The sequence below is a fragment of the Sphingomicrobium nitratireducens genome (assembly GCF_026157035.1).
GTDB lineage: Bacteria > Pseudomonadota > Alphaproteobacteria > Sphingomonadales > Sphingomonadaceae > Sphingomicrobium > Sphingomicrobium nitratireducens.
In genome coordinates, this window is the sequence record NZ_JANJZA010000001.1 from 715,604 (window position 1) to 738,175 (window position 22,572).

Annotated in this window: 21 protein-coding genes; 9 read left to right on the forward strand and 12 right to left on the reverse strand. The window is 65.7% G+C overall.

Annotated elements, in window-relative coordinates; genetic code table 11:
* Positions 1 to 10 precede the first annotated feature (10 nt).
* On the forward strand, positions 11 to 2,185 hold the full coding sequence (locus NNY25_RS03600) for a prolyl oligopeptidase family serine peptidase (protein ID WP_265569982.1): 2,175 nt from the start codon (positions 11 to 13) through the stop codon (positions 2,183 to 2,185).
* Here the strand turns inward: NNY25_RS03600 and NNY25_RS03605 are convergent.
* The 7 genes from NNY25_RS03605 to NNY25_RS03635 all read right to left on the reverse strand — a co-directional run bounded on the left by NNY25_RS03605 (position 2,166) and on the right by NNY25_RS03635 (position 9,373).
* Complete coding sequence (locus NNY25_RS03605; RefSeq protein WP_265569983.1) at positions 2,166 to 3,017, reverse strand: helix-turn-helix domain-containing protein; 852 nt, start codon at positions 3,015 to 3,017, stop codon at positions 2,166 to 2,168. The genes NNY25_RS03600 and NNY25_RS03605 overlap by 20 nt on opposite strands.
* 36 nt (positions 3,018 to 3,053) lie before the next feature.
* Positions 3,054 to 4,406 (reverse strand): MFS transporter, encoded by a 1,353-nt coding sequence (locus tag NNY25_RS03610; RefSeq protein WP_265569984.1) that lies wholly within the window; start codon positions 4,404 to 4,406, stop codon positions 3,054 to 3,056.
* Between the two features lie 259 nt (positions 4,407 to 4,665).
* Complete coding sequence (locus tag NNY25_RS03615) at positions 4,666 to 5,349, reverse strand: hypothetical protein (RefSeq protein ID WP_265569985.1); 684 nt, start codon at positions 5,347 to 5,349, stop codon at positions 4,666 to 4,668.
* A gap of 10 nt (positions 5,350 to 5,359) precedes the next feature.
* Positions 5,360 to 6,151 carry a hypothetical protein gene (locus NNY25_RS03620; RefSeq protein ID WP_265569986.1) on the reverse strand — a complete coding sequence of 264 codons (792 nt, stop codon included), beginning with the start codon at positions 6,149 to 6,151 and terminating at the stop codon, positions 5,360 to 5,362.
* A 161-nt stretch (positions 6,152 to 6,312) separates the two neighbouring features.
* A complete protein-coding gene (locus tag NNY25_RS03625; RefSeq protein ID WP_265571460.1) occupies positions 6,313 to 7,359 on the reverse strand; it encodes a glutathione synthetase in 1,047 nt (348 codons plus the stop codon).
* Positions 7,359 to 8,585: a tyrosine/phenylalanine carboxypeptidase domain-containing protein gene (locus NNY25_RS03630; protein WP_265569987.1), complete on the reverse strand. Its 1,227-nt coding sequence runs from the start codon at positions 8,583 to 8,585 to the stop codon at positions 7,359 to 7,361. The genes NNY25_RS03625 and NNY25_RS03630 overlap by 1 nt, the downstream gene beginning before the upstream one ends.
* Positions 8,582 to 9,373 (reverse strand): N-formylglutamate amidohydrolase, encoded by a 792-nt coding sequence (locus NNY25_RS03635; protein ID WP_265569988.1) that lies wholly within the window; start codon positions 9,371 to 9,373, stop codon positions 8,582 to 8,584. Before NNY25_RS03635 ends, NNY25_RS03630 begins: the two co-directional genes overlap by 4 nt.
* A 164-nt stretch (positions 9,374 to 9,537) precedes the next feature.
* Between NNY25_RS03635 and NNY25_RS03640 the strand changes: the two genes are divergently transcribed.
* Positions 9,538 to 10,134, forward strand: coding sequence for a hypothetical protein (locus NNY25_RS03640; RefSeq protein WP_265569989.1), 597 nt, complete (start codon positions 9,538 to 9,540; stop codon positions 10,132 to 10,134).
* Positions 10,135 to 10,189: 55 nt separating this feature from the next.
* On the opposite strand, the gene NNY25_RS03645 is transcribed toward NNY25_RS03640, so the two are convergent.
* Positions 10,190 to 10,564 (reverse strand): response regulator transcription factor, encoded by a 375-nt coding sequence (locus tag NNY25_RS03645; protein WP_265569990.1) that lies wholly within the window; start codon positions 10,562 to 10,564, stop codon positions 10,190 to 10,192.
* 447 nt (positions 10,565 to 11,011) lie between these two features.
* On the opposite strand from NNY25_RS03645, the gene guaA reads away from it, so the two are divergent.
* Together guaA and NNY25_RS03655 are read left to right on the forward strand one after the other, a co-directional pair.
* Entirely contained in the window at positions 11,012 to 12,589 is a 1,578-nt protein-coding gene (gene guaA / locus NNY25_RS03650; RefSeq protein WP_265569991.1) for a glutamine-hydrolyzing GMP synthase, read from the forward strand.
* Positions 12,590 to 12,717: 128 nt separating this feature from the next.
* Entirely contained in the window at positions 12,718 to 13,077 is a 360-nt protein-coding gene (locus tag NNY25_RS03655; RefSeq protein ID WP_265569992.1) for an arsenate reductase, read from the forward strand.
* Position 13,078: 1 nt separating this feature from the next.
* On the opposite strand, the gene NNY25_RS03660 is transcribed toward NNY25_RS03655, so the two are convergent.
* A complete protein-coding gene (locus NNY25_RS03660) occupies positions 13,079 to 13,552 on the reverse strand; it encodes a methyltransferase family protein (RefSeq protein ID WP_265569993.1) in 474 nt (157 codons plus the stop codon).
* A 62-nt stretch (positions 13,553 to 13,614) separates the two neighbouring features.
* Between NNY25_RS03660 and panB the strand changes: the two genes are divergently transcribed.
* The 5 genes from panB (at position 13,615) to NNY25_RS03685 (ending at position 18,576) form a co-directional block, all read left to right on the forward strand.
* Positions 13,615 to 14,487: a 3-methyl-2-oxobutanoate hydroxymethyltransferase gene (gene panB, locus NNY25_RS03665; protein WP_265569994.1), complete on the forward strand. Its 873-nt coding sequence runs from the start codon at positions 13,615 to 13,617 to the stop codon at positions 14,485 to 14,487.
* A 98-nt stretch (positions 14,488 to 14,585) separates the two neighbouring features.
* Entirely contained in the window at positions 14,586 to 15,287 is a 702-nt protein-coding gene (locus NNY25_RS03670; RefSeq protein WP_265569995.1) for a tetratricopeptide repeat protein, read from the forward strand.
* Between the two features lie 15 nt (positions 15,288 to 15,302).
* Positions 15,303 to 16,631 (forward strand): outer membrane protein assembly factor BamB family protein, encoded by a 1,329-nt coding sequence (locus tag NNY25_RS03675; protein WP_265569996.1) that lies wholly within the window; start codon positions 15,303 to 15,305, stop codon positions 16,629 to 16,631.
* 56 nt (positions 16,632 to 16,687) lie between these two features.
* Positions 16,688 to 18,061, forward strand: a complete 1,374-nt coding sequence (gene der, locus NNY25_RS03680; RefSeq protein ID WP_265569997.1) for a ribosome biogenesis GTPase Der — start codon at positions 16,688 to 16,690, stop codon at positions 18,059 to 18,061.
* A 74-nt stretch (positions 18,062 to 18,135) separates the two neighbouring features.
* Complete coding sequence (locus NNY25_RS03685) at positions 18,136 to 18,576, forward strand: Hpt domain-containing protein (protein ID WP_265569998.1); 441 nt, start codon at positions 18,136 to 18,138, stop codon at positions 18,574 to 18,576.
* 52 nt (positions 18,577 to 18,628) lie between these two features.
* On the opposite strand, the gene NNY25_RS03690 is transcribed toward NNY25_RS03685, so the two are convergent.
* From NNY25_RS03690 to NNY25_RS03700, 3 genes are read right to left on the reverse strand one after another with little or no spacing between them, the layout of a single operon-like run.
* Positions 18,629 to 19,900 carry a DUF418 domain-containing protein gene (locus NNY25_RS03690; RefSeq protein WP_265569999.1) on the reverse strand — a complete coding sequence of 424 codons (1,272 nt, stop codon included), beginning with the start codon at positions 19,898 to 19,900 and terminating at the stop codon, positions 18,629 to 18,631.
* Positions 19,901 to 19,929: 29 nt separating this feature from the next.
* Positions 19,930 to 21,177: a DUF418 domain-containing protein gene (locus NNY25_RS03695; protein ID WP_265570000.1), complete on the reverse strand. Its 1,248-nt coding sequence runs from the start codon at positions 21,175 to 21,177 to the stop codon at positions 19,930 to 19,932.
* A 25-nt stretch (positions 21,178 to 21,202) separates the two neighbouring features.
* Complete coding sequence (locus NNY25_RS03700; protein WP_265570001.1) at positions 21,203 to 22,495, reverse strand: DUF418 domain-containing protein; 1,293 nt, start codon at positions 22,493 to 22,495, stop codon at positions 21,203 to 21,205.
* Between the last annotated feature and the right edge of the window lie 77 nt (positions 22,496 to 22,572).

The following is a 22,572-nucleotide window of genomic DNA, read 5'->3' on the forward strand; positions in this document are numbered from 1 at the left end:
GGAGATTTTCATGCGCGCCTTCACCCTTGCCCTGCTGATGGCGTCGACCGCCGCCTGCACCACCACCGATCATGAGGAACCGATGACCGCGAGCGCCACCACTCAGCCTTCCGCAACCATCGCGGTCCCCGCCTATGTCGAGACGCGCCGCGTCGACGTGGTCGACACGCAGGCCGGCATCGAGATTCCCGATCCCTACCGCTGGCTCGAAAACGACGTGCGCGAGGACGCCGAGGTCGCGGCTTGGGTTGCGGCGCAGAACGCGGTGACCGAGCAGGTGCTGGACGCGCTTCCCGCGCGCGACTGGTTCGAGAAGAAGACCGCCGCCCTCATCGACTATGAACGCATCGGCGTGCCCGAAGAAAAGGGCGGACGCTATTTCTACAGCCGCAACGACGGTCTCCAGAACCAGGACGTGCTCTACGTCCGCGAAGGACTCGACGGCGCCCCGCGCGTATTGATCGATCCCAACCAGTGGGAAGGCGACGGCACGACCGCGCTCGCCTCGAGCGTGATCTCCGAGGACGGCACCAAGCTCGTCTATTCGATCCAGAAGGCGGGCAGCGACTGGCGCACGCTGCGTGTCCTCGATGTCGATAGCGGTGCGATCCTCGACGACGAGATCGAATGGGCGATGGATTACGGGCTCAACTGGGACAAGACGGGCGAGGGTTTCTACTACGTCCGCCGCCCCGCCCCCAAGGAAGGCGAGGCGTTCCAGGCGGTCATTCGCGATGCCAAGATCTTCTATCACAAGCTCGGCGACGATCCCGCCGACGATCGCCTGATCTTCGAAGACCCCGAGCGGCCCAACATTCTCTACCAGGGTGGCCTGAGCGAGGACGGCAACACGCTCTTCCTGATCGGCTTCGACGGCAAGAGTCCGGGCTACGAGTTGAGCTATCTCGACCTCACCGACGAGACGCTCCCGCAGACCTACATCTACGAGAGCTTCGACCACAAGGCCTACCCGTTCGGCGACGAGGGCAGCATCGTCTACATCGCCACCGAGGAAGACGCGCCCAACCAGAAGATCGTCGCCTACGACATGGCCGCGCCCGAGAAGGGCCTCGTCACCGTCGTCCCCGAGCAGGAGCAGCGCCTATCCTCCGCCTCGATGGTCGGCGGCAAGCTCTTCGCCAGCTACCTCGTCGACGCGAAGACCGAAGTGCGCGTATTCGATGCCGACGGCACGGCGCGCGGCACGGTCGACCTGCCCGGGCTCGGCGTAGCCAGCGGCTTCGGCGGCGAGAACGACGCGACCGAAACCTTCTTCGGCTATTCGAGCTTCAACCAGCCGCCGAGTGTCTATCGCATGGACCTGACCGACGGCAGCGTCACCCAGTGGACCGCACCGAAGCTCAACTTCGACCCCGACGCGATCAGCGTCGAGCAGGTCTTCTACGCCTCGAAGGACGGCACGCGCGTGCCCATGTTCATCGTCAAGCGCAAGGACGTGACCACGCCTGCGCCGACGCTGCTCTATGCCTATGGCGGGTTCGACGCGACCATGTCGCCGTCCTACTCGACCAGCCGCATGTCGTGGATCGAGGCGGGCGGCGTCTACGTCCTCGCCAACATTCGCGGCGGCGGCGAATATGGCAAGAAGTGGCACGACGGCGGCCGCCGCTTCAACAAGCAGAACGTGTTCGACGACTTCATCGCGGCCGGCGAAGCGCTGGTCGCCAGCGGCGTCACCACGAAGGAGCAGCTTGCCATCCAGGGTGGCTCCAACGGCGGACTGCTCATCGGCGCGGTGCTCAACCAGCGTCCCGACCTGTTCGCGGCCGCAGTGCCCGAAGTCGGCGTCATGGACATGACCCGCTTCCACAAGTTCACCTCGGGGGTCTACTGGATCAACGACTATGGCGATCCCGAGGACGCCGAGATGCTGCGCTACCTGCTCGGCTATTCGCCCTACCACAATGTTCGCGCCGAGGCGGATTATCCCGCCGTGCTGGTCACCACCGCCGACACGGACGACCGCGTCGTGCCGGGCCACAGCTTCAAATATGCCGCGGCCATGCAGGCGGCAGCCGGCGATGGCGACGGCCCGATCCTCATCCGGATCGAGACCAGCGCGGGCCACGGCAGCGGCAAGCCGACCGACAAGATCATCCAGGAGATCGCCGACAAGGCAGCCTTCATGGCCTATTACACGGGGCTCAACCCGCAGGCGGAGTGACAGGGCGCGGCGCGACGGCCGCGAAGGCGTCGAGCCATGCTTGCGGGTAGCCGTTGAGCATGGCCGATGCCGGATCGCGTGATCCGGGCGGGTAGAACAGCCAGTCGGTTTCGTCACGCTCGAGCGCCGACGGCTTCAGCCCGAACAGTTCGCGCAGGTCGCGCAGCCAGTGCGACTGGTCGGCATAATGGCAATTGGGCGGCACCGAGGCCCATTCGACCCGCGGGCTGAGCAGCGAGCGTAAGGCGCGCGCGCTCCTCTGGTAGCGCGACGGCGTGATTCCGTAGCGCGCCTTGAACTGCCGCTGGATGGTACGCGGGGTCGTGCCCAGCATCGTCGCCAGTATCGGGATGGGGAGCCGCTCGCGCCGCCCGTAGAGCAGGGCGCGGGCCTGTTCCGCAAGGCCATCGCCCGGCAGGCTGCGCGCGCGCTGCATCAGGTACGCTTCCGCCATCTCGAGCGCCGCGACCGGATCGCCAGCCGCCGCGCAGCGCTCGGCCAACGCGATGAGGTCGGGCCGTTCCAGCGCAGTGACCCCGGGACCCAGGGTCGCCGGATCGATCCCAAGCAATCTCGAGTAGGCGCCGATCGCCAGGTCGACGAACAAGGCGCGGCCCTTGAGCTGGAAGAGCGGCGCGGGCCTCGGGAAGTGACAGGCCAGCACCGGCTCGCGGCGCAGCTGGCCATCGACCCGCACGCCTTCCCCATCGAGCGCGATGTAGAGCGCTGAAGGTCGCAGCAGGTGCTGGCGATGCCCCGGCGCATCGACGATCGCGAGGAGCAGGACGGTCTCGCGCAATTCGTCGGGGGGCAGGAAGGCATGTACCGGCATCCCGGCGAGACTAGCTCGCCAGAAGTTGCAGGCAAGTTATCCGAGCGCGAGCTTGGGCCGCACCGCGCGCGCCTCGCGCCCGTCCGGGATGCCTTCCTTCTCGTAGAGGTCGAAGCCCTTCAGGAGCCGGATCGAGAGGAAGATGAAGATGGCGGGCAGGATCGAGGTCGACAGGCTGATCGCCATGGTGAAGTCGTCGCCCTGCGCCTGGTTGGGCACGAAATCCACATATTGTAGCATCAGCCCGAACAGGAAGCCGATCAGCGCCGCGACGATCTTGTCGATCAGGCTGTAGATGGTCGCATAGACGCCCTGGCGCTGCCGTCCGCTCTCACGCGCGTCATAGTCGGCAATGTCGCCAAGCATCGCATAGCCGACCGTGCGCCCGCACCCGCTCGCCAGCCCCGCGAGGATCACCAGTACGAGATAGGCAGGCGCGCCAAAGGCGAGGACGGTCGGCCACAGCAGCAACGTCGCGAGCCAGGTCAGCTGTCCCGCGATCCACGTCCGACGCGTGCCAAGCCGCCCGACGATACGCCACCACATCCCCATGCCGAGGATCGAGGCAAGCGTGTAGGCAAGGAACAGGATGAAGGTCCACTCGGGCCGCTCGATCACGTAGCGGATGACGTAGAAGACCGAGGTGAAGATGCCCGCATAGGCGACGCTCTCCGCGATCTGCACGCCGATATACTGGCGGTGGTAGCGGTTCTTGAGCACCTCGGCGAACATCTTGAGGGGCGGCCGTTCCTCGCTTCTGTGCGGCGTCGGCACTTCGCGAAGTCGCCACAGTCCGATGAAATAGAGCAGCGCGCCCAGCGGCGTCCCGATCAGCAGCGCGGGTTCGAGCAGCGCGCGGGGGTCCTCGGACGTCATCAGCTGCTGGATGAAGACCATCGCGAGGATCGAGGCGATCATCGACACGACCATCATCGCCGTTCGCGCGAGCGTGCGCCGCGATGCGGTCCTCGCCACCTCGAACCCGAGCGCCGCCGAGGGCACCTGCCGCAAGGTCTGTCCCAGTTCGAACAGGAGGTAGAAGAAGAGGAGGTAGGCGACCAGCGCCATCCCCCTGAGACCCGCTGGCGGCAACATTAGCGGGATGATGAGGAGGAATAGCGGCGTTCCCCACAGCATCAGCGGCTTGCGCCTCGGCTGCGCCTTGCGGTCGCTCAGCCAGGCGATGACCGGATCGCTCGCCCCGTCGAACAGGCGCGTGACCAGCATGATCGCGCCCATCGCGGCGGGCGCCACGAGAAGCGTGTCGGTGCCGTAGATGAGGAAGAAGCGCGAGAAGACCGAGCCCACCACCGCCGCTACGAAAGCGAACGGTGCCACCATCAGGTAGCGCCGGAAGGCCAGACCCCGGTCCTCGGTCATGGTACGCATGCCTGCACTCCTGTCCTTACCTGCCACGCACGATAGCAGGCCATCGCGCGATGCGATTGGACGAATGCGACACTCGCTCATCGGGCAGGGGCGGGCAGGGACCGGCCGGAGAGCCGGCCCCACGCGGGCACAGGGGCGTAGCCGCGCTGCCCGCAGTCACCTTATCGACCCGGATGTTAGAAATCAGTCACTTAGGGACGGCCAGTCCCGGATCGGGACAATCCGAAAAAGGCCGCTTAACCGCGATATTCCGCCAAAATCAGCCGCCCTCGATCATCGCGTCGACGATCACGTAGGTTTCGGGGCCGAACTTCACGGTCACGCGGTCGCCCTCGCGGCTTGTCTTGAAGTCCCAGCCGGCCGACCCGTCGGCCTGCGCGCTGTCGGCTCCATAGGGTTCCAGGCCCTTGACGAAGATGGCGCGCTTGCGCCCGTCGGGCTTCATCACTTCGATCAGCGCTTCGCCCTTCTCGCCCCAGTTGCGCTTGATCCCGGCGTTGCACGACTGGGTCGGGGGCTTGCCGCCGAACCCGCAGTCCATGATCGTCGTCGCGCTATAGTCGGTGCCCGGGACGAGCACATCCTCGCTTTCCACGAATTCCGCCTGCGCCGCCGCGCGCTGGTCGGTCGACATCGGAACCGACACGATCCGGACACCGCCGACATTGTCGACGATCTCGCCGCCCAGCGCCTCGGCGCTCGCTTCGGTCGGGCAGCCCACCAGTGTCGCGCTGTCGTCGAGCCAGTTGGCGGTCTTCTCGCTCTCGCCGAGCCGACGGCACGGGTCTCCGGCATTCGGATAACCGTCGCCGAACGGGGCGAGGTCGTCGCCGATCACCGCGACTTCCTCGACATTGCTCATGTCGGGTTCGCTCGTATCCTGCGCCTCGCCGCCACCGCACGCAGCCAGCGCCAGCACGGCCCATCCCGCGATCATCTTCATCGCCTGTCTCCTAGCGGCACTTGGGATGGCGACCGATGTCGCGAATATCCTCGAGCCGACCGTCGGCAGTGATCACCTGGAGGCACTGATTGGAGGACGGCCGCGACCAGATCGAATAGCGCGCGGTGCCCGACACGAAATTGTCGACCTGCCGGAAGCCGCGCGCCGACAGTTGGTCGATCGCGGACGCGCGCGCGCCCTGGAGGTCGGCGAACGCTGCGGTCTGGACGTAGCCGCCGCGCCGATGATGGTGCGAAAGATTGGCTTCGCGCTGGTCCACGCCCGCCGAATATCCGTCCGAGTAGGCGTCGCTACGCCCGTAATTGTGATAGGACGCCCCATGAAGCCCGTCGGTATATCCGCGGTCATACTCGGCTTCCATGGCGGCATCGCTGTGGTGCTTCCCGTCGGAGTGATGGTCGGACTTGTGGCTCAGGATCGCGCCGAGGATCGCAGCCCCGGCCACAGCCGCAACCGCCGCACCGGCGCCGCTGCCGCTCTCCGAGTGGCCGCAATCGGAAGCGGCCCCGTCGTTGATGGTCATGACCTTGGCGCCATATTCCTCGACGACGACGCAACTGCGATCGCCGCCATCCCACCAATAGCTGTTCGAATAGCCCATGGCCGTCTCGCGTGAGGAGATATGCTTGAAACCGCGCGAATGGAGCGCGCTTTCGGCGCCCGATGCATCGAGGCCGACGAGGGTGCCCAGCTGGTTGGCCTTTTCCGCGATGGCGGGAGCGGCAGTAAGCGCAGTAGCCGCAAGGGCGGCGATGGCGGTCCGGATACGCAGGCTGGTCATGTCTTTTCCCCTTGGCTGTCGATGTCGGCGCGAAAGGCGCGCGGGCTTCTCCTCGATTGGAAGGCGCTCGCTCATGCCACGTGCATGAGACTCGCCCGTGTCAACGCGCGACATTGTCCGCAATCGGGCGGAAACGTGTCAACACGGCACCCGGGGCAGGGTCAGATGATGGCGAGGTGGCGGTTGTCGAAATCGTGCGCATAGTCGCGCTTGATCGCGACCTTGCGCTCGAGTGCCTCGATGATCGGGGCTGAGAAATCCTCGCCTGCCATCTTCGAGCAAGTGACGAGGTTGCCGGGCGAGAAGACGTTCACCTCGAGGATCTTGTCGCCCACGATGTCGATCCCGACCAGGAACATGCCGTCCGCGACCAGCTTGGGACGGATGATCTCGGCGACCTTGAGTTCGGTTTCGGTGACCTGCGCCTCGACCGCCTTGCCGCCGGCGTGGATATTCGAGCGGATATCGTCCTTGGCCTGTTCGCGGCGCAGCGCGGCATACTTGCCGTTCACCTCGAGCGGATGCCCGTTCATGATAAAAAGGCGGATGTCGCCGCGCTTGGCGGCGGGCACATATTCCTGCGCGATGACATAGCCGTCGCGCGTGATCGCCTCGATCATCTGGTTGAGGTTGGTCTTGTTGTCCTTGCCCAGTTTGAACACGCCCGACCCGCCCGATCCCTGGAGCGGCTTGAGGATGATCTCGTTCTTGTGCTTCTTGGCGAACGCCTTCACGTCGTCGGCGTGGCGGGTGATGATCGTCTCGGCGCGGACCTCGCGCGGGAAGGACTGGAAGTAGAGCTTGTTGGTCGCCCGGCTCAGGCTGTCGGGGTCGTTGATCACCAGCACCCCGCGCTTGACGCATTCGCGTCCCCACAGGATGCCCGCCTCGGCCGCCCACGGCTTGTCCTGCACGTCGTTGGCAGGATCGTTCCTGAGCATCAGCACATCGAGTTCGCGCACGTTGAGCATGACCCGCTTCGAGCTTTTCGAACGCAGCGTCTTGAAGAACAACGTGTGGTCCTTCGACTTGCCGGACGGCACCTGGCGCGCATGGACGCACAGGTCGTCATTGCCCTGCAGGAGGAAATCGCCCGGCGTGACGTAATAGACATCGTGCCCGCGCTGGCGCGCTTGCCAGGCGAGGAAGGTCGTTGCGTAGTTGGGATACTCGGTGGCGAGGTCGTTGACGAAGAAGGCGATGTTCATCACGCGGCACTTTCATGGTCGGGCTCGGGGCTGAGCCACTTGTCGGGGGAGGGGTCGTCGACATAGTCGGCGATGCGGGCCTTCGCGTCCTCGCGCGAAAGGAATTCGGGGGTGAGCCGCGCGGGCACGGCGAGCCCGCGCGCTTCCAGTTCCTTGATGATCGGGACATGGACCGGGGCGATCTTGCCGACCCAGTAGGGCGACAGTTCGCCGCCATCGGCGATGTAATCCATCACCCGGAAAAAGCCGCGCAGGTAGATCGCGTCCTTGGCGAATCCGCCGCCGCGATGGACGCGCGCGCAGATCTTGAAGGCGGTGCGCTGCCCGACCCCGCAATGGTGGACGAGTTCGCGGTGGCATTCGGTGAAGTCGGCGCCCTCGAGCATGCAGTGGACCGACACCACCCGCGCCGCGATCAGCCGCAAGCGGCTGGCGTAGAGGCCGCCTACCGCCCACTCCGCGAACACGCCGAGCCCTTCCTGGATTTCCTCGTAACCCGCCAGCCCCGAGGCGAATAGCGACAGCGGCTGGTGCGCGCCGTTGAAGCCGGTCACCATGTGGATCGAGAGTTCGTGGCTCAAGAGCGGGTCGACTCGCCGCACGCTGACCGAGGCGCCCGCATCGATCATCAGCTTGGGGTAGCTCACCAGCAGTCCGGTCACGTCGTCGCGAATCTCGATGACGGGCGCGAACTCGGCATCTTCCTCGCGATAGGTCTCGACCAGCATCGCGGCATGTTCGCGAAGCTCCTCGGCGCCCACGCGCTGGACCCTGCACGGCGCATACTTGACCCTCTCGAGGATCGCCCGTGCCGCCTCGAGCAGCGGCTCGGACACCGCGCCGTAAAGCTCTTCGGAGGTCGCGCGGAACTCGCTTGTGCAGCGCTGCTCGATCAGCTCGAGCTGCTTGTCGAGTTCGCGCCGCTTTTCGAGCAGCAGTCCTTCGACCAGCGGTTCGTGCAGGTGGGTGAGCTCGATTTGGTGCAGTTCCTTGCGCAGCGAGGAGACGTCGAACCCGACGTCGCGGTAGAGGAAGTCGGGTGTCCCGTCCGCCCCGCCGTCGAGCCAGCGGTGCATCGCTTCCTGGGTGTTCACGGGGGAAACGCTCAGCAGATAGTCGAACCGGTCCGCGACCCCGGCCAGCGCACGGTCTGCCATGTCGCACGCCTGCGCGAGGTCGCCATGCTCGAGCGCCAGGTCGAGCGGGTCGGCGGTCGCGTGGCTCATCGCTCGAGCAAGTCGCGAGCCTTGTCGGCGACGCGGTCGATCAGCCGGCGCATCGCCTTGACCATTTCGGGATCGGACTGGCCGGTCCACTCGTCCATGTAGATCTTCTTGAACTCGAACGCGATCGCGCAGCCGACCCCAGGATGCCGCTCGTGGACGAAGCGCGTCTGCTCGCCTTTGCCTTGGAAGGCGACATTCTCGCGCACGTCGAGCCTGCGCCCGAAGAAGTCGAATGCCGCAATCTCGTCGATCAGCGGATCGAGCAGCCACGCCCATTCCTCGCGCGGCATCGAAAAGGTGCCGATGTTGATGTCGGGCGCCTCCTCCTGCGGGGTAGGGGGCGCGTCGGGTCCTTCGCGGCGGTGGTTGTAGCTGTGGACGTCGAGCAACACGAACTTGCCGTGCCGCGCCGCGACCATGTCGGTCAGCCGGCCGAGCTCGTCGTAATAGGCATCGTGGATGGCGAGGCTGCGTTCGACCAGTTCGTCGCCGGGATCGCCGCCCCATACGTCGAGGCCCCACGCCATGTCGGGAGTCCGATAGACCGCCTTGTCGCGCGGCCGGTTGAGATCGACCTCGAAGCGCGACCGGTCGGCGATGCGATAGGTCGGCTGGCCCGCGACCGCGTGACCCGTGAACGGGTCTTCCTCGCGCAGTCGGTCTTCCTCCGACAGGATCATCGCTCGCTCGACCTCGGCGCGCAGCGCGTGGCCGTCGTGGATGGCGGTAGCGATGATCGGTCCCGGACCGGTCTTGCCGTGCCACCAGCTGGAGAATTGGGCGCCCATAAAGGCAAGACGAACCGAGGCACGGAAGGTTTCGCCCGTGCGTTGGAAACATGAACGGCGCCCCGCAGGCGCGTTCAGCTTGAGGCCATGGCGTCGCTGTTACACCGGGCCCAACATCGCCGAGAATGACGGTGTGACAAGCGTAACCAGACGGGAGATGGCCAGTGAACGCCAAGTCCAAACTTCTCATCGGGGCCGGTGCAGGCCTCATCGCCGCGGCGGGCTTCGCGATGCCGGCGTCGGCGCAATATTATCCGAGCCGCAACTACGGCTACGGCTACAACAATTCGGGCGATGCCGTGCTCGGCGCGATCATCCGCGGCGTGCTGGGTGCCGGCAATTACGGCCGCTACCCGTATGGCAATTACGGCTACGGCCAGCAGGGCTACATGAACGAGCGCACCGCGGTCGACCAGTGTGCCCGCGTGGTCGAGGACCAGATCAATCGCCGCACCAACGCCGCCTACGGCTCGCGCTATGGCAATTACGGTAGCTACGGCACCTATGGCCAGCGCTACGGCACCTACGACTATAACTATGGCAACCGCTACGGCCAGGCGCGCATCGCCGGCATCACGAGCGTCGATCGCAAGAGCTACGGCCTGCGCGTCAAGGGCGTCGCCATGTCGGGTCAGTACGCCACGCGCTACGGCAGCTACGGCCGCACCGGCTACGGCTACGGCCAGCGTCCGGACCTGAAGTGGAATTGCGAGATCGACCGTTACGGTCGCATTCGCGACCTCGACATCGAGCGTCGCTAGGAATTTCCACGGGTGAGGAAATGGGGCGCGTCGCCTTCGGGTGGCGCGCCCTTTTTCATGCCCAGTATCCGGCCACCAGCGCTTCCACGCGCACCGCGAGCAGGTCGGGATCGACGGGTTTTCGAAGATAGTCGTTGGCGCCCGCCTGCATCGCGATCAATTCGTCGCGCGCGCCCGTCCGCCCGGTCAGGATCAGGACCGGCAGCGACGTGCCGAGCGTGCCCGCGCGGATTTCGCGCAGCGCGTCGAGCCCCGACTTGCCGGGCATCCCGCAGTCGAGAATCAACAGGTCGGGTCGCTTGGCCGCCGCGACGCGCGCCACGTCGACCCCGTCCTCGAGCCGTCCCACGGCGTGCCCCTCCTTCTCGAGCAGCGCGGTGACGAGCGATGCCACCACGGGATCGTCCTCGGCAATGATGATGCGCGCCATGGCGGGCCTCCTTCGATCGAAACGACTCGGGCGGGCACAGGATAGGCGCGCTGGCGCATCAGGGGCCCTACCGTCGGGACCGTTTCGGACGGAAAAGTCGCAACGGCTGTTCTTCCAATTCTCCGCGGTAGAATATTTTCTTTTTGTTCCAACGCTTTGGAGTTTGCCCAGTGCAGCAAATCGCCTCTGTATCGAGCGCGTATCCCGGGGCTATAATTCAGGTTAAATTTTCGTTAACATTGGCCATGTGCTCTCGCGTCCTTCGCGGGATCGAGGGGGCAAAGGGTTAGTCCACACCTCACCCGTGGACATAGGGTGGCGCGGTCTTCCTCCGGGAGTACCGCGCCATTCTTTTTTGCGTACCGCGCCGCGCTCGCCGGTGGACAGGCGCGCACGCCTTTCCTATCGCACCGGCAACATCTCCCGAGGGCACGAGGACGAAGCGCGATGGAACTGGCAGACGAGTTGGGCGGGACGATCCTGATCGTCGATTTCGGCAGCCAGGTCACCCAGCTGATCGCCCGCCGCGTGCGCGAGGCCGGCGTCTATTGCGAGATCGCGCCCTTCTCGATGGCTGAGGAAGCCTTCGCCAAGCTTTCGCCCTCGGGCATCATCCTTTCGGGCTCGCCCGCCAGCGTCCCCGCCGAAGGCAGCCCGCGCGCCCCGCAGATGCTGTTCGACAGCGGTCTTCCGATCCTCGGCATCTGCTACGGCCAGCAAGTGATGACAAAGCAGCTGGGCGGGGAGGTCCGTCCCGGTCACGAAACCGGAGAGGGCGGCGAGTTCGGCCGCGCCTTCCTGACCGTGACCGAGGACTGCGCGCTGTTCGACGGGCTGTGGAAGGTCGGCGAGCGGCACCAGGTATGGATGAGCCATGGCGACAAGGTCACCGACTTCGCACCCGGCTTCCGGATCGTCGCCAAGTCCGACGGCGCGCCCTTCGCGGTGATCGCGAACGAAGAGAAGAAATATTACGGCACCCAGTTCCACCCCGAGGTCGTCCACACCCCCGATGGGGGCAGGCTGATCGCCAATTTCGTGCGTCACGTGTGCGGGCTTTCGGGCGACTGGACGATGGCCGCCTATCGCGACGCGCAGATCCGCGCGATCCGCGAGCAGGTCGGCGACGGCAAGGTCATCTGCGGCCTCTCGGGCGGGGTCGACAGCGCGGTCGCCGCGGTGCTTATCCACGAGGCGATCGGCGACCAGCTGACCTGCGTGTTCGTCGATCATGGCCTGATGCGCGCCAACGAGGCGGCCGAGGTCGTCTCGCTGTTCCGCGGCCACTACAACATCCCGCTTGTCCACGTTGACGCGGAGGAAATGTTCCTCTCCGGCCTCGAAGGCGTCACCGACCCTGAGGCCAAGCGCAAGTTCATCGGTAAGACCTTCATCGACGTGTTCGAGGCCGAGGCCGCCAAGATCGGCGGCGCGGATTTTCTCGCGCAGGGCACGCTCTACCCCGACGTGATCGAGAGCGTCAGCTTCACCGGCGGCCCGTCGGTGACCATCAAGAGCCACCACAATGTCGGCGGCCTGCCTGAGCGCATGAACATGCAGCTGGTCGAGCCGCTGCGCGAACTGTTCAAGGACGAGGTGCGCGATCTCGGGCGCGAGCTCGGCCTTCCCGATGCCTTCGTCCAGCGCCATCCCTTCCCCGGCCCGGGCCTTGCCATCCGCATCCCGGGCGAGGTCACCAAGGAGCGCTGCGACATCTTGAGGAAGGCCGACGCGATCTACCTCGAGGAAATCCGCAACGCCGGCCTTTACGACGCGATCTGGCAGGCGTTCGCGGTGCTGCTCCCCGTGCGCACCGTCGGCGTGATGGGCGACGCGCGCACCTATGACAGCGTGTGCGGGCTGCGCGCGGTGACCAGCGTCGACGGGATGACCGCCGACGTCTACCCGTTCGAAAGCGCTTTCCTCCAGAACGTCGCGACGCGGATCATCAACGAGGTCCAGGGCATCAACCGCGTGGTCTACGACTATACGTCCAAGCCGCCTGGTACGATCGAGTGGGAATGATTGCCTGAAAAGGGGGGCAGTTGCCCCGAAACGACACGCGCCTGCGCTCGCCATCTTCCCAAATCGCGCACTCTTTGCCATAGGGCGGCGCAACCATCCGACAGACGAATATTCAGGAGCGTAGCGTCATGGGCGAGATCGTCCTTTACGGCATTCCCAACTGCGACACGGTCAAGAAGGCCCGCGACTGGTTCGAGAAGCGTTCGATCGCCTATCGTTTCCACGACTACAAGAAGGCCGGCATCGAGAAGGACAAGCTCGAGGAGTGGGTGCTCGAGTTCGGCTGGGAGCCGATCCTCAACAAGCGCGGCACCACTTTCCGCGGCCTGCCCGACGTGCTCAAGCAGGACATCGACGGCGACAAGGCGATCATGCTGATGGCGGCGCACCCCGAGATGATCAAGCGCCCGATCGTCGAGGGCGGCGACAGCCCGATCATCGGCTACGATTCGACCGCCTACGAAGTCCTTTGCGGCATCGACAACTAGGCTAGAGCCAGCGCCGGCTGTCCTTGCGATAGTCGGTGTAGGCGGCCCCGAACTTGCGCGTCAGATAGGCTTCCTCGCGCGCAATGACGCCGCGGTCGACCGTGACGACCGCGAGACCGAGAAGCGCCAGCATCAGGTAGCAGCCCGCGATCAGCGCGATCCCCAGGAAGATCAGCGCCATGCCGAGATACATCGGGTTTCGCGTGACCTTGTAGACGCCGCTCGTGACGATCGCGCGCGTCTCCTCCCACGGCTGGGGAGGCGTGTCCGCGCGGCGGAAGCGCAAGAGCGCGAGCACGATAAAGGTCGCGCCCAGCACCGCGAGCGCGCCGCCCCCGATCGCGCGCACCGGCCACAGTTCGGTGAAGTCGAGACCGAGGTCGAGCGAGTGCAGAACCAGCCCGATCACCAGCGGCACCCCGAAGATCAGCGGCGGCGGCGCGAGCACGCCCGCGACATCCTTCTCCTCGCCCATGCTCGGCTCCTTTCGTGCGCGAAACTAGCGGAGGCGGCGCGCGCCCGCTAGAAGCTTCGCCCATGTCCAAGATCACCATCGACACCGATACCAGTCGCGCCCATCCCAACCCGGCGCCCGGCAAGCGCATGACGGTCCCCAAGATCCGCTCGATGAAGCGTGGGCCCGGAATCGCGATGGAGCCGCTGGTCATGCTGACTGCCTACACCACGCGCATGGCGCAGTTGCTCGACAAGCATTGCGACATGCTGCTGGTCGGCGACAGCCTCGGCAACGTCATCTACGGGCTCGACAGCACTGTGCCGGTCAGCCTCGACATGATGATCGCCCACGGCGCGGCGGTGGTGCGCGGCTCGTGGCACGCGCAGGTCACGGTCGACATGCCCTTCGGCAGCTACGAGCAGTCGCCCGAGCAGGCGTTCGCGTCCGCCGCGCGCATCCTGAAGGAAACCGGCGCGTCCGCGGTCAAGCTCGAGGGCGGCGAGGCGATGGCCGAGACGATCCACTTCCTCAATTCGCGCGGCATCCCGGTGATCGGCCATGTCGGGCTCACCCCGCAGGCGATCAACGTGCTCGGCAGCTACCGTGCGCGTGGGCGCGACGATGCGGAGGCCGACAAGGTGATGCGCGATGCCAAGGCGGTCGCCGACGCGGGCGCCTTCTGCCTCGTCATCGAGGGGGTGATGGAAGAGATTGCCAGCGACATCACCAAGGCGGTTCCGATCCCGACCATCGGCATCGGCGCCTCGGCCGATTGCGACGGGCAGGTGCTGGTCACCGAGGACATGCTCGGCCTGTTCGAACGCGTGCCGCGCTTCGTGAAGAAATATCACGACCTCGCCGACCAGATCTCGGACGCGGTCGAGACCTACGCCAACGAGGTCCGCTCGAACTGCTTCCCGCGCGAGGACCAGCTCTACCGCGCCAAGAAGTAGCTTTGCCTTTCGTGCAGGCCCGCGCTAGGGGAAATCATCCACCGTTCAGGGAGGGAGCGGCAGGCTCCCGACCCCGCAAGATTATTCAGAGGTAACACTTGGCCCTCCCCCCGCAGGACAGCGCAAGTTTCGAGCGCGAAGTCGACGAAAATCTCCGCCGCGACCAGCTCGCCGATTTCGGCAAGAAATACGGCAGATGGATCGCAATCGCGGTCGTTCTGTTCCTCGCCGCGGCCGCCGCGATCATCTGGTACGGTGAACGGCGCGACAGCAAGGCGGCCGAGCACAGCGAGGAACTGGCCAAGATCCACACTGCGCTCGCCAACGGCGAGAAGGACGGCCTTGCCGACCGTCTCGTGACGCTGGCCGACGAATCCGACGGCGCCACCAGCGCCGCGGCGATGCTCACCGAAGCCGCGATTGCGGTCGAGGGCGGGGATCGCGATCGCGCGGTCGAGCTCTACAAGACGCTCGCGGCCGATGACGACCTGCCCGCTCCCTATCGCGACGTCGCGCTGCTGCGCCAGACGATGCTAGACTTCGACCGCGTCGAACCAGCCGAGGTCATCGCGCGCCTCCAGCCGCTCGCCAAGCCGGGCGAACCCTTCTTCGGCACCGCGGGCGAGCTGACCGCAATCGCCATGCTCAAGCTCGACCGCAAGGCCGATGCCGGCAAGCTTTTCGCCAGCATTGCCGAGGACGAGACCGTTCCCGCCACGCTGCGCAGCCGCGCGGTCCAGATCGCCGGCACGCTCGGCGTCGATGCCACCGCCGCGCTCCCGCAATCGCAGAATCAATAGGACGAGAAGACGCCCATGAACCGCTTCACGCGCAACGCCATCGCCTGCACCCTTGCCGCCGCCATGCTTTCGGGCTGCGGCGTCTTCAAGAAGGGGACCAAGTCGACCCCGGTCCTCGGAGACCGCATCGCGGTGCTCAACACCGAGGCGGATATCGGCATCGACGCGGGGACCACGGCGCTGCCGATGGCGCTCGCGGCGCCGAGCGTGAATGCCAACTGGGAACAGTCGGGCGGCAACGCCGCCAGTTCGATGGGCCACCTTGCCTTGGGCCGCGAGCTCGGTCTCGCCTGGTCGCGTTCGATCGGTGAAGGCAACAGCTCCTCCGAACGTCTCGCGGCCTCGCCGATCGTGGTCGACGGCACCGTCTACACGATCGACACCGGCTCGGTCGTGCGCGGCTTCGATGCAGCCACTGGCGCGCCGAAGTGGGCGACCCCGTTCGGGATCGAGGAGGGCGGTGAAGCCGCGGTCTACGGCGGCGGTCTCGCCTATGGCGGCGGCTATGTCTTCGCGACCAACGGTCTCGGCCATGTCGTCGCGCTCGACCCCTCCAACGGCGGCATCGCCTGGCAGGTCAAGCCGTCGGGACCGCTGCGCGGCGCGCCGGGCTACGCCGACGGATCGCTCTACGCGATGACGCAGGACAACCAGATCGTCGCGCTCGACGCCTCGAACGGCACGGTCCGCTGGACCAACGCCGCCGCGCTCGAGATCGCGGGCGTGTTCGGCACCGCCACGCCCGCCATTGCACGCGGCACGGTCGTGGCCGGCTTTTCGTCGGGCGAACTGACCGCCTATCGCTACGAGAATGGCCGCGCGGTGTGGCAGGACACGCTGACGCGTACGCGCATCTCCACCTCGGTTTCCTCGCTGTCCGACATCGACGCCGATCCGGTGATCGATTCGGGCCAGGTCATCGCGATCGGGCAGGGCGGCCGCATGGTCGCGCTCGACATCCTGTCGGGCCAGCGCATGTGGGAACTCAACATCGCGGGCATGTCGACGCCTTATGTCGCGGGCGAATGGGTGTTCGCGGTGACCGAGGCGGCGCAGGTCATTGCCATCAATCGCGGCACCGGGCGCGTGCGCTGGATCAACCAGCTGCCGCGCTGGGAAAACGACAAGAAGAAGAAGGGCGCGCTCTTCTACGAAGGCCCGATCCTGGCGGGCGGTCGCCTCGTGCTGGTCGGCAACAATGGCGCGCTGATCGAGATCGATCCCGACAGCGGCAGCTTCCTCACCCAGCGCGACATGGGCATCGAGGTCACGCTCCAGCCGGTGGTCGCCAACGAGACGCTCTACGTGCTCGGCAACGACGGCACGCTGCAGGCCTGGCGCTGATCGCTCCAACTCGCGCTTGACGGGAACCTGCGGGGCGGGCAGGGCGCTGCCTCATCATGCCCAAACCCGTCGTCGCCATCGTCGGACGCCCCAATGTGGGCAAGTCGACCCTGTTCAACCGCCTCGTAGGCAAGCGCATCGCGCTCGTCGACGATCGGCCGGGCGTGACGCGCGACCGGCGCGAGGGTGACGCGCACCTGCTCGGGCTCGACTTCAAGCTGATCGACACGGCGGGCTTCGAGGACGAGGACGAACACACGCTTCCCGGTCGCATGCGCAAGCAGACCGAGGCGGCCGTCGCCGAGGCGGACGTCGCCCTGTTCGTGGTCGACGCGCGCGCCGGCGTGACCCCGCTCGACGAGGAAATCGCCCGCTGGCTGCGCGGCTCGGACACGCCGATCGTGGTCGCCGCCAACAAGGCCGAGGGCAAGGCCGGGATGGAAGGCGCGATGGAGGCCTACAGCCTCGGGCTCGGCCAGCCGTTCGCGCTGTCGGCCGAACATGGCGAGGGCATCGTCGACCTGTTCGACGCGCTGCGTCCACATCTCGAACGCGAGGACGAGGAGCCGGTCGAGGCCGAGGACGAGGACCCGTTCGCCAAGCCGACCGGCCCATTGAAGCTCGCCATCGTCGGGCGCCCCAACGCCGGCAAGTCGACGCTGGTCAACCGGATGATCGGCGAGGATCGCATGATCACCGGCCCCGAAGCCGGGATTACCCGCGACAGCATTACGCTCGACTGGGAGTGGGACGGGCGCAAGGTCCAGCTGGTGGACACGGCCGGCCTCAGGAAGCGCGCCAAGGTCGACGACAAGCTCGAACGCCTGTCGGCCGCCGACACCAAGCGCTCGATCGACATGGCCGAGGTGGTCGTGCTGCTGCTGGATGCGACCCGCGGGCTCGAGGCGCAGGACCTGCGCATCGCCGACCAGGTCCTCCAGGAAGGCCGCGCGCTGATGATCGCGATCAACAAGTGGGACATTGCCGAGGGGGCTTCGGCGCTGTTCAACGGGGTTAAGGCTGCGCTGGTCGAGGGGCTCAGCCAGGTCAAGGACGTGCCGCTGTTCGCGGTCTCGGCCAAGACCGGCAAGGGCGTCGACCAGATGATGGAGGCCGCCTTCGTGCTGCGCGACCAGTGGTCGCAGCGCGTGCCGACCGGCGAACTCAACCGCTGGTTCGACGATGCGATCGAAGCGCACCAGCCACCCGCGCCCAAGGGGCAACGGATCAAGATGCGCTACATCACGCAGGTGAAGAGCCGTCCGCCGACCTTCGTCATCTTTGGCACGCGTCTCGACATGCTCCCGGCGAGCTACGTGCGCTATCTCGAGAATTCGATGCGCAAGGACCTCCAGCTCGGCCCGGTGCCGATCCGCGTCAATCTGCGCATGCAGAAGAACCCGTACCACCAGCGCGCGCGATCAACCTAAAATTTACCCTTCGGGCGTAGCCCTTGCCATGTGGAACCAGCCCGCGTGACGGCGGGCACGACAAGGTGAGACGAGTGGACGAAGGCCACGACATTGTAGATTGGGCGCATTTCGAGCGCAGCCGGTCCGAACTGGGTCCCGGCTTTATCCGGATTCTGGGCTATTTTCGCGAAGATGGCGAAAAGAGCCTAGAGGCGATCGAGCGCGCGATGCACGCCGAGGACACGGTCGCGCTGATCATCCCGGCGCACACGCTCAAGGGCGAAAGCCGCCAGTTCGGCGCGATTCCCATGTCCGATGTGGCCGAAAAGATCGAAAACGTCGCCCGCCACTGCGTCGAAACCGGACGCTTCCCGGACGAACTCATTCCCGACGTCGTCCAGCTCAAGCGCCTGTTCCAACAGACCGTCGACCTGTTCGACAAGGCCACCAACCCGCTCCAGCAGCGCCCGCAGCGCGGTGGCGGGTTCGGTCGTCGCGTCGCCAATTCGAGCTTCGGCCGCGCGGGCACCTGACCCGCCGGAACCCGCAACGAATAAGGGCGCCCCGCGGGGCGCCCTTTTCGTATCAGCCTTCGACCGCGAGCGGTGGTGCCTCGCGGCGCACCATCGGCTGCAGCGATAGACGGCTGAGGCTACGCCAGATCCATTCGAGCGGCCCGTAGTGGAAACGTTCGAGCCAGGGCTTCGACCACAGCAGCATCAGTGCCCACATCGGCAGCACGAACAGGAACATGCTCGCGCGCGAGAACTCCGCGAACAAGTTGCCGCCATAGCCGTAGAAGACGCTGGTCATCACGATCGAGGTGCCCAGATAGTTGGAAAAGGCCATGCGTCCGGCCGCCGCGATGCGGCTTGCCAGCTCGCCCTCGATCGCGCGCTTGGCCAGCAGGATGACCAGCGCCGCCCAGCCGACGGCCGCGATGATCTGGAGCGGCATCGAGAACGTGTTGCCCAGCATCATCGCCTCGAGGGTGAAGTCCGCGCCGATCATGTACTGGCCGACCAGCGCCGAGCCGCCCAGGCCGATCGCCAGGCAGACGATCATCACCTTGCGGTAGCGCGCACTTTCCCAAGCGCCGGTGAGGAAGCCGTTCCGGAACAGCCACATGCCGGTCAGCATGATGCCGATGGTCACGGGCAGGCCCTGCGCGGACAGGGTCAGCATCTTGAATCGTTCCTCGATGAAGCGATGCTCCATGATGCCCTGGTAGTCGCCCTTCATGCGCGCGATCTCGGCCGCGATCCCGCTCGTGTCGGTGCCGAAGAAGCGCTCCATGAGCTTCATGCTCTTCTCGATCTCGGCAAATTGCTCGGCCGGGACCATGGCGGGGTTGGCGAGCACCGCGACGAGGCCCATCATCTGCACCATCGAGAAGACGAACATGACCGCAAGAATGCCGATCGCCCAGTTGCGCAGCACCTTGGCGCTGTTGTTGCGCCACAGGAAAAGGAGCACGCCCGCCATCGCGTACATGGCGAGGATGTCACCCCACCAGATGAACCAGTAGTGGATCATACCGAACACGAAGAGCCAGAGCATGCGGCTGTAATGCGCGAAGACGCTGCTGCGCGCGCTGGCCTGGGCGCGTTCGATGACGAGCAGGGTCGAGGCACCGAACAGGATCGAGAACAGTCCGCGCATCTTGCCGTCGAACAGGATGAAGTTGCCGTACCAGGCGGCGAGATCGATGCCGCTGTCCCCGCCATAGGCATTGGGATTGAAGTAGGCGCCCATCGGCAGAGAGAAGGCGTAGATGTTCATCGCGAGGATGCCCATCACGGCAATCCCGCGAACGATGTCGAGCGTCAGGATGCGTTGCCGCGACGTCGTGGCCATGTCGTATTCCCCCTTCTGTCAGGCTCGGCTCAGCCGATCTTCCTGATCATCGGCTGCACGCTAAAACGCGAAAGGCTTCGCCACAACCATTCGAGCGGTCCGTAGTGGAACCGGTCGAGCCACGGCTTCGACCACAACAGCATCAGCGCCCACATGCCCAGCACGAACAAATAGAGCGCCGAACGCGAGAAGTTGCCGTAAAGGCCGAGACCCTGCCCGTAGAAGATGGTGGTCATCACGATCGAGGTCGTCAGGTAGTTGGTGAACGCCATCCGCCCCGCCGCTCCCACGCGTGCCGCGATCCCGCCCTGGAGGTTGCGCTTGGCGAGAAGGATGATCAGTGCCGCCCAGCCGATCGCCATCAGGACGTCGGCCGGCATCGAGAGCACCATCGAGGACATGAAGACTGTAACCGGCGCATAGCCCGAGGCGACCTGCAGCCATACCAGCATCGAGAGGATCGGGACCCCGATGCCGAACGCCACGATCGCCCAGCGGCGATAGCGTTCGCGCGACCATTCGCCCGTCAGCATGCCCGAGCGGAACAGCGCCATCCCGATCAGCATCAGGCCGAGCGTCTCGGGCAGCATGCCGATCGCGTTCTTGAACGGCTTGAAGCGCCATTCGACGAAACGCTGGTGGGTGATGGTCGCGTAATCCGAGCGGTAGTGGTCGAGATCCTCGAGCACCTTGCGCTGATCGTCGCCGAAATATTCCTCGAGCTTGTCGAGACCCTTTTCGGCCTGCTGGGTCTGTTCGGGCGGGAGGCGCCCGGCCTCCGCCATGGTCAGCCCGAAACTCTGCAGCCCCATGAACAGGAATCCGACGGTCAGCAGCCCGAGCGCCCAGTTGCGCAGCACCTTCACGCTATTGTTGCGCCACAGGAACAGGAGCAGTCCCGTGATCGCGTAGAGCGCGAGAATGTCGCCCCACCAGATGAACCAGAAATGCGCGCACCCGAACGCGAGCAGCCAGATCATGCGACTGTAATGCGCCAGTGCGGGGGCGCGCCCCGACGCCTTGGCGCGTTCGATCACCAGCAGGGTCGAAGCGCCGAACAGGATCGAGAAGAGCCCGCGCATCTTGCTGTCGAAAATCACGAAGTTGAACGCCCAGGCGAACCAGTCGAGACCGGAATCGCCGCCATAGGCGGTCGGGTTGAAGTACATCGCCTCCGGTCCGGCGAAGGCATAGATGTTCATTGCCAGGATGCCCATCACGGCGACCCCGCGCACGATGTCGAGAGTCAGGATCCGGTCGCGCGTCGTGGTCGCCATGAGGTTCTTTCCGAGCGTTGCGAGTTTACTGGGCGGCAGCCGGTGCGGCGAGGGCAGGGGCGGCCTTGCGCATCGGCTGGATTTCCCAGCGCGCGAGGCTGCGCCACACCCATTCGAGCGGACCGTAGCGGTAGCGGTCGAGCCACCACTTCGAACCGACCAGCATCGCCAGCCACAGTACCGGCACGAAGTACAGCCATGCGGTGCCGCGCGTCAGTTCGCCGAACTGGCCAAGCCCGAAGCCGAACATGATCGGGGTCATCACCAGCGTCGCGCCCAGATAGTTGGTGAACGCCATGCGCCCGGCGGCCGCGAGACGGGTCGAGAGCCAGTTCATGCCGCCGCGGATCCACAGGATCATCAGCGCGGCATAGCCGATCGCCATGATCGGCCGCGTCGGCAGCGTCAGCAGGCTGCGCCCCACCCCGGTGTGCATCGGCGAATAATTGCCCGCCGCGATCCAGGCGGCGACCGCGATTGTGAAGAGCGCGCTTCCGCCCCAGCCCCACAGCGCCCACTTGCGATAGGTCCGTTCGTCTCGCTCGCCGGTCAGGAAACCGGCGCGGTAGAGACCCATGCCGAGCAGCATCAGGCCCAGCGTTTCGGGCAGAAGGAACACCGACACCATGAACGGCTGGGCAAGGTGATTGGACACCTGTTCCTCGGTGTGGGTGATGAGGTTGGCGTGGATCGCCTTGGCCTCGTCGAAGACCTCCCGGGGCGGTCCGCCATCCTCTTTCGCGATCATCTCCTCGAGTGTCGGCGCGGGCTTGCCCGCCTCGATAGCCTCGGTCTGCGCCTTGGCCAGTTCGGCCTGCATCTGCTGATAGTTCTGGTATCCCATGAACATCGAGAAGCCGAGGTTGAACGTCAGGAAGGCCGCGGCCCAGATCAGCAGCACCTTGGCGCTGCGGCGCCACCAGAAGTAGGCGATCCCGCCGATCAGCGCGTAGTGCGAGAGGATGTCGCCCCACCAGAACACGTAATAGTGGAGGAGGCCGATCACGAGCAGCCAGAAGATGCGCGCATAGTGGACCTTGGCGCCCGAGCGCCCGGCCGCGACCGCGCGGTCGACCACCAGCAGCATCGAGGCGCCGAACAGCATCGAGAAGAGACTGCGCAGCTTGCCGTCGACGAGGACGAAATTGACCAGATACATGATGTGGTCGCCAAGGCCGTCGAAGCCCTGGAGCGTGGGGACGAAATAGACGCCCTGCATGAAGCTCATGCCGATGATGTTGACCGAGAAAATGCCGAGCACCGCGAGGCCGCGGATGAGATCGAGCGAGATGATCCGGTCGGGTTGCGTGGTGGCCATGAGGGCCCCTCCCTTGTTGCGCTTCCGCGGCCTTCATAGGCTCTTGCGCCGCCATGCGCGCCGCCCGTTCGACGGAT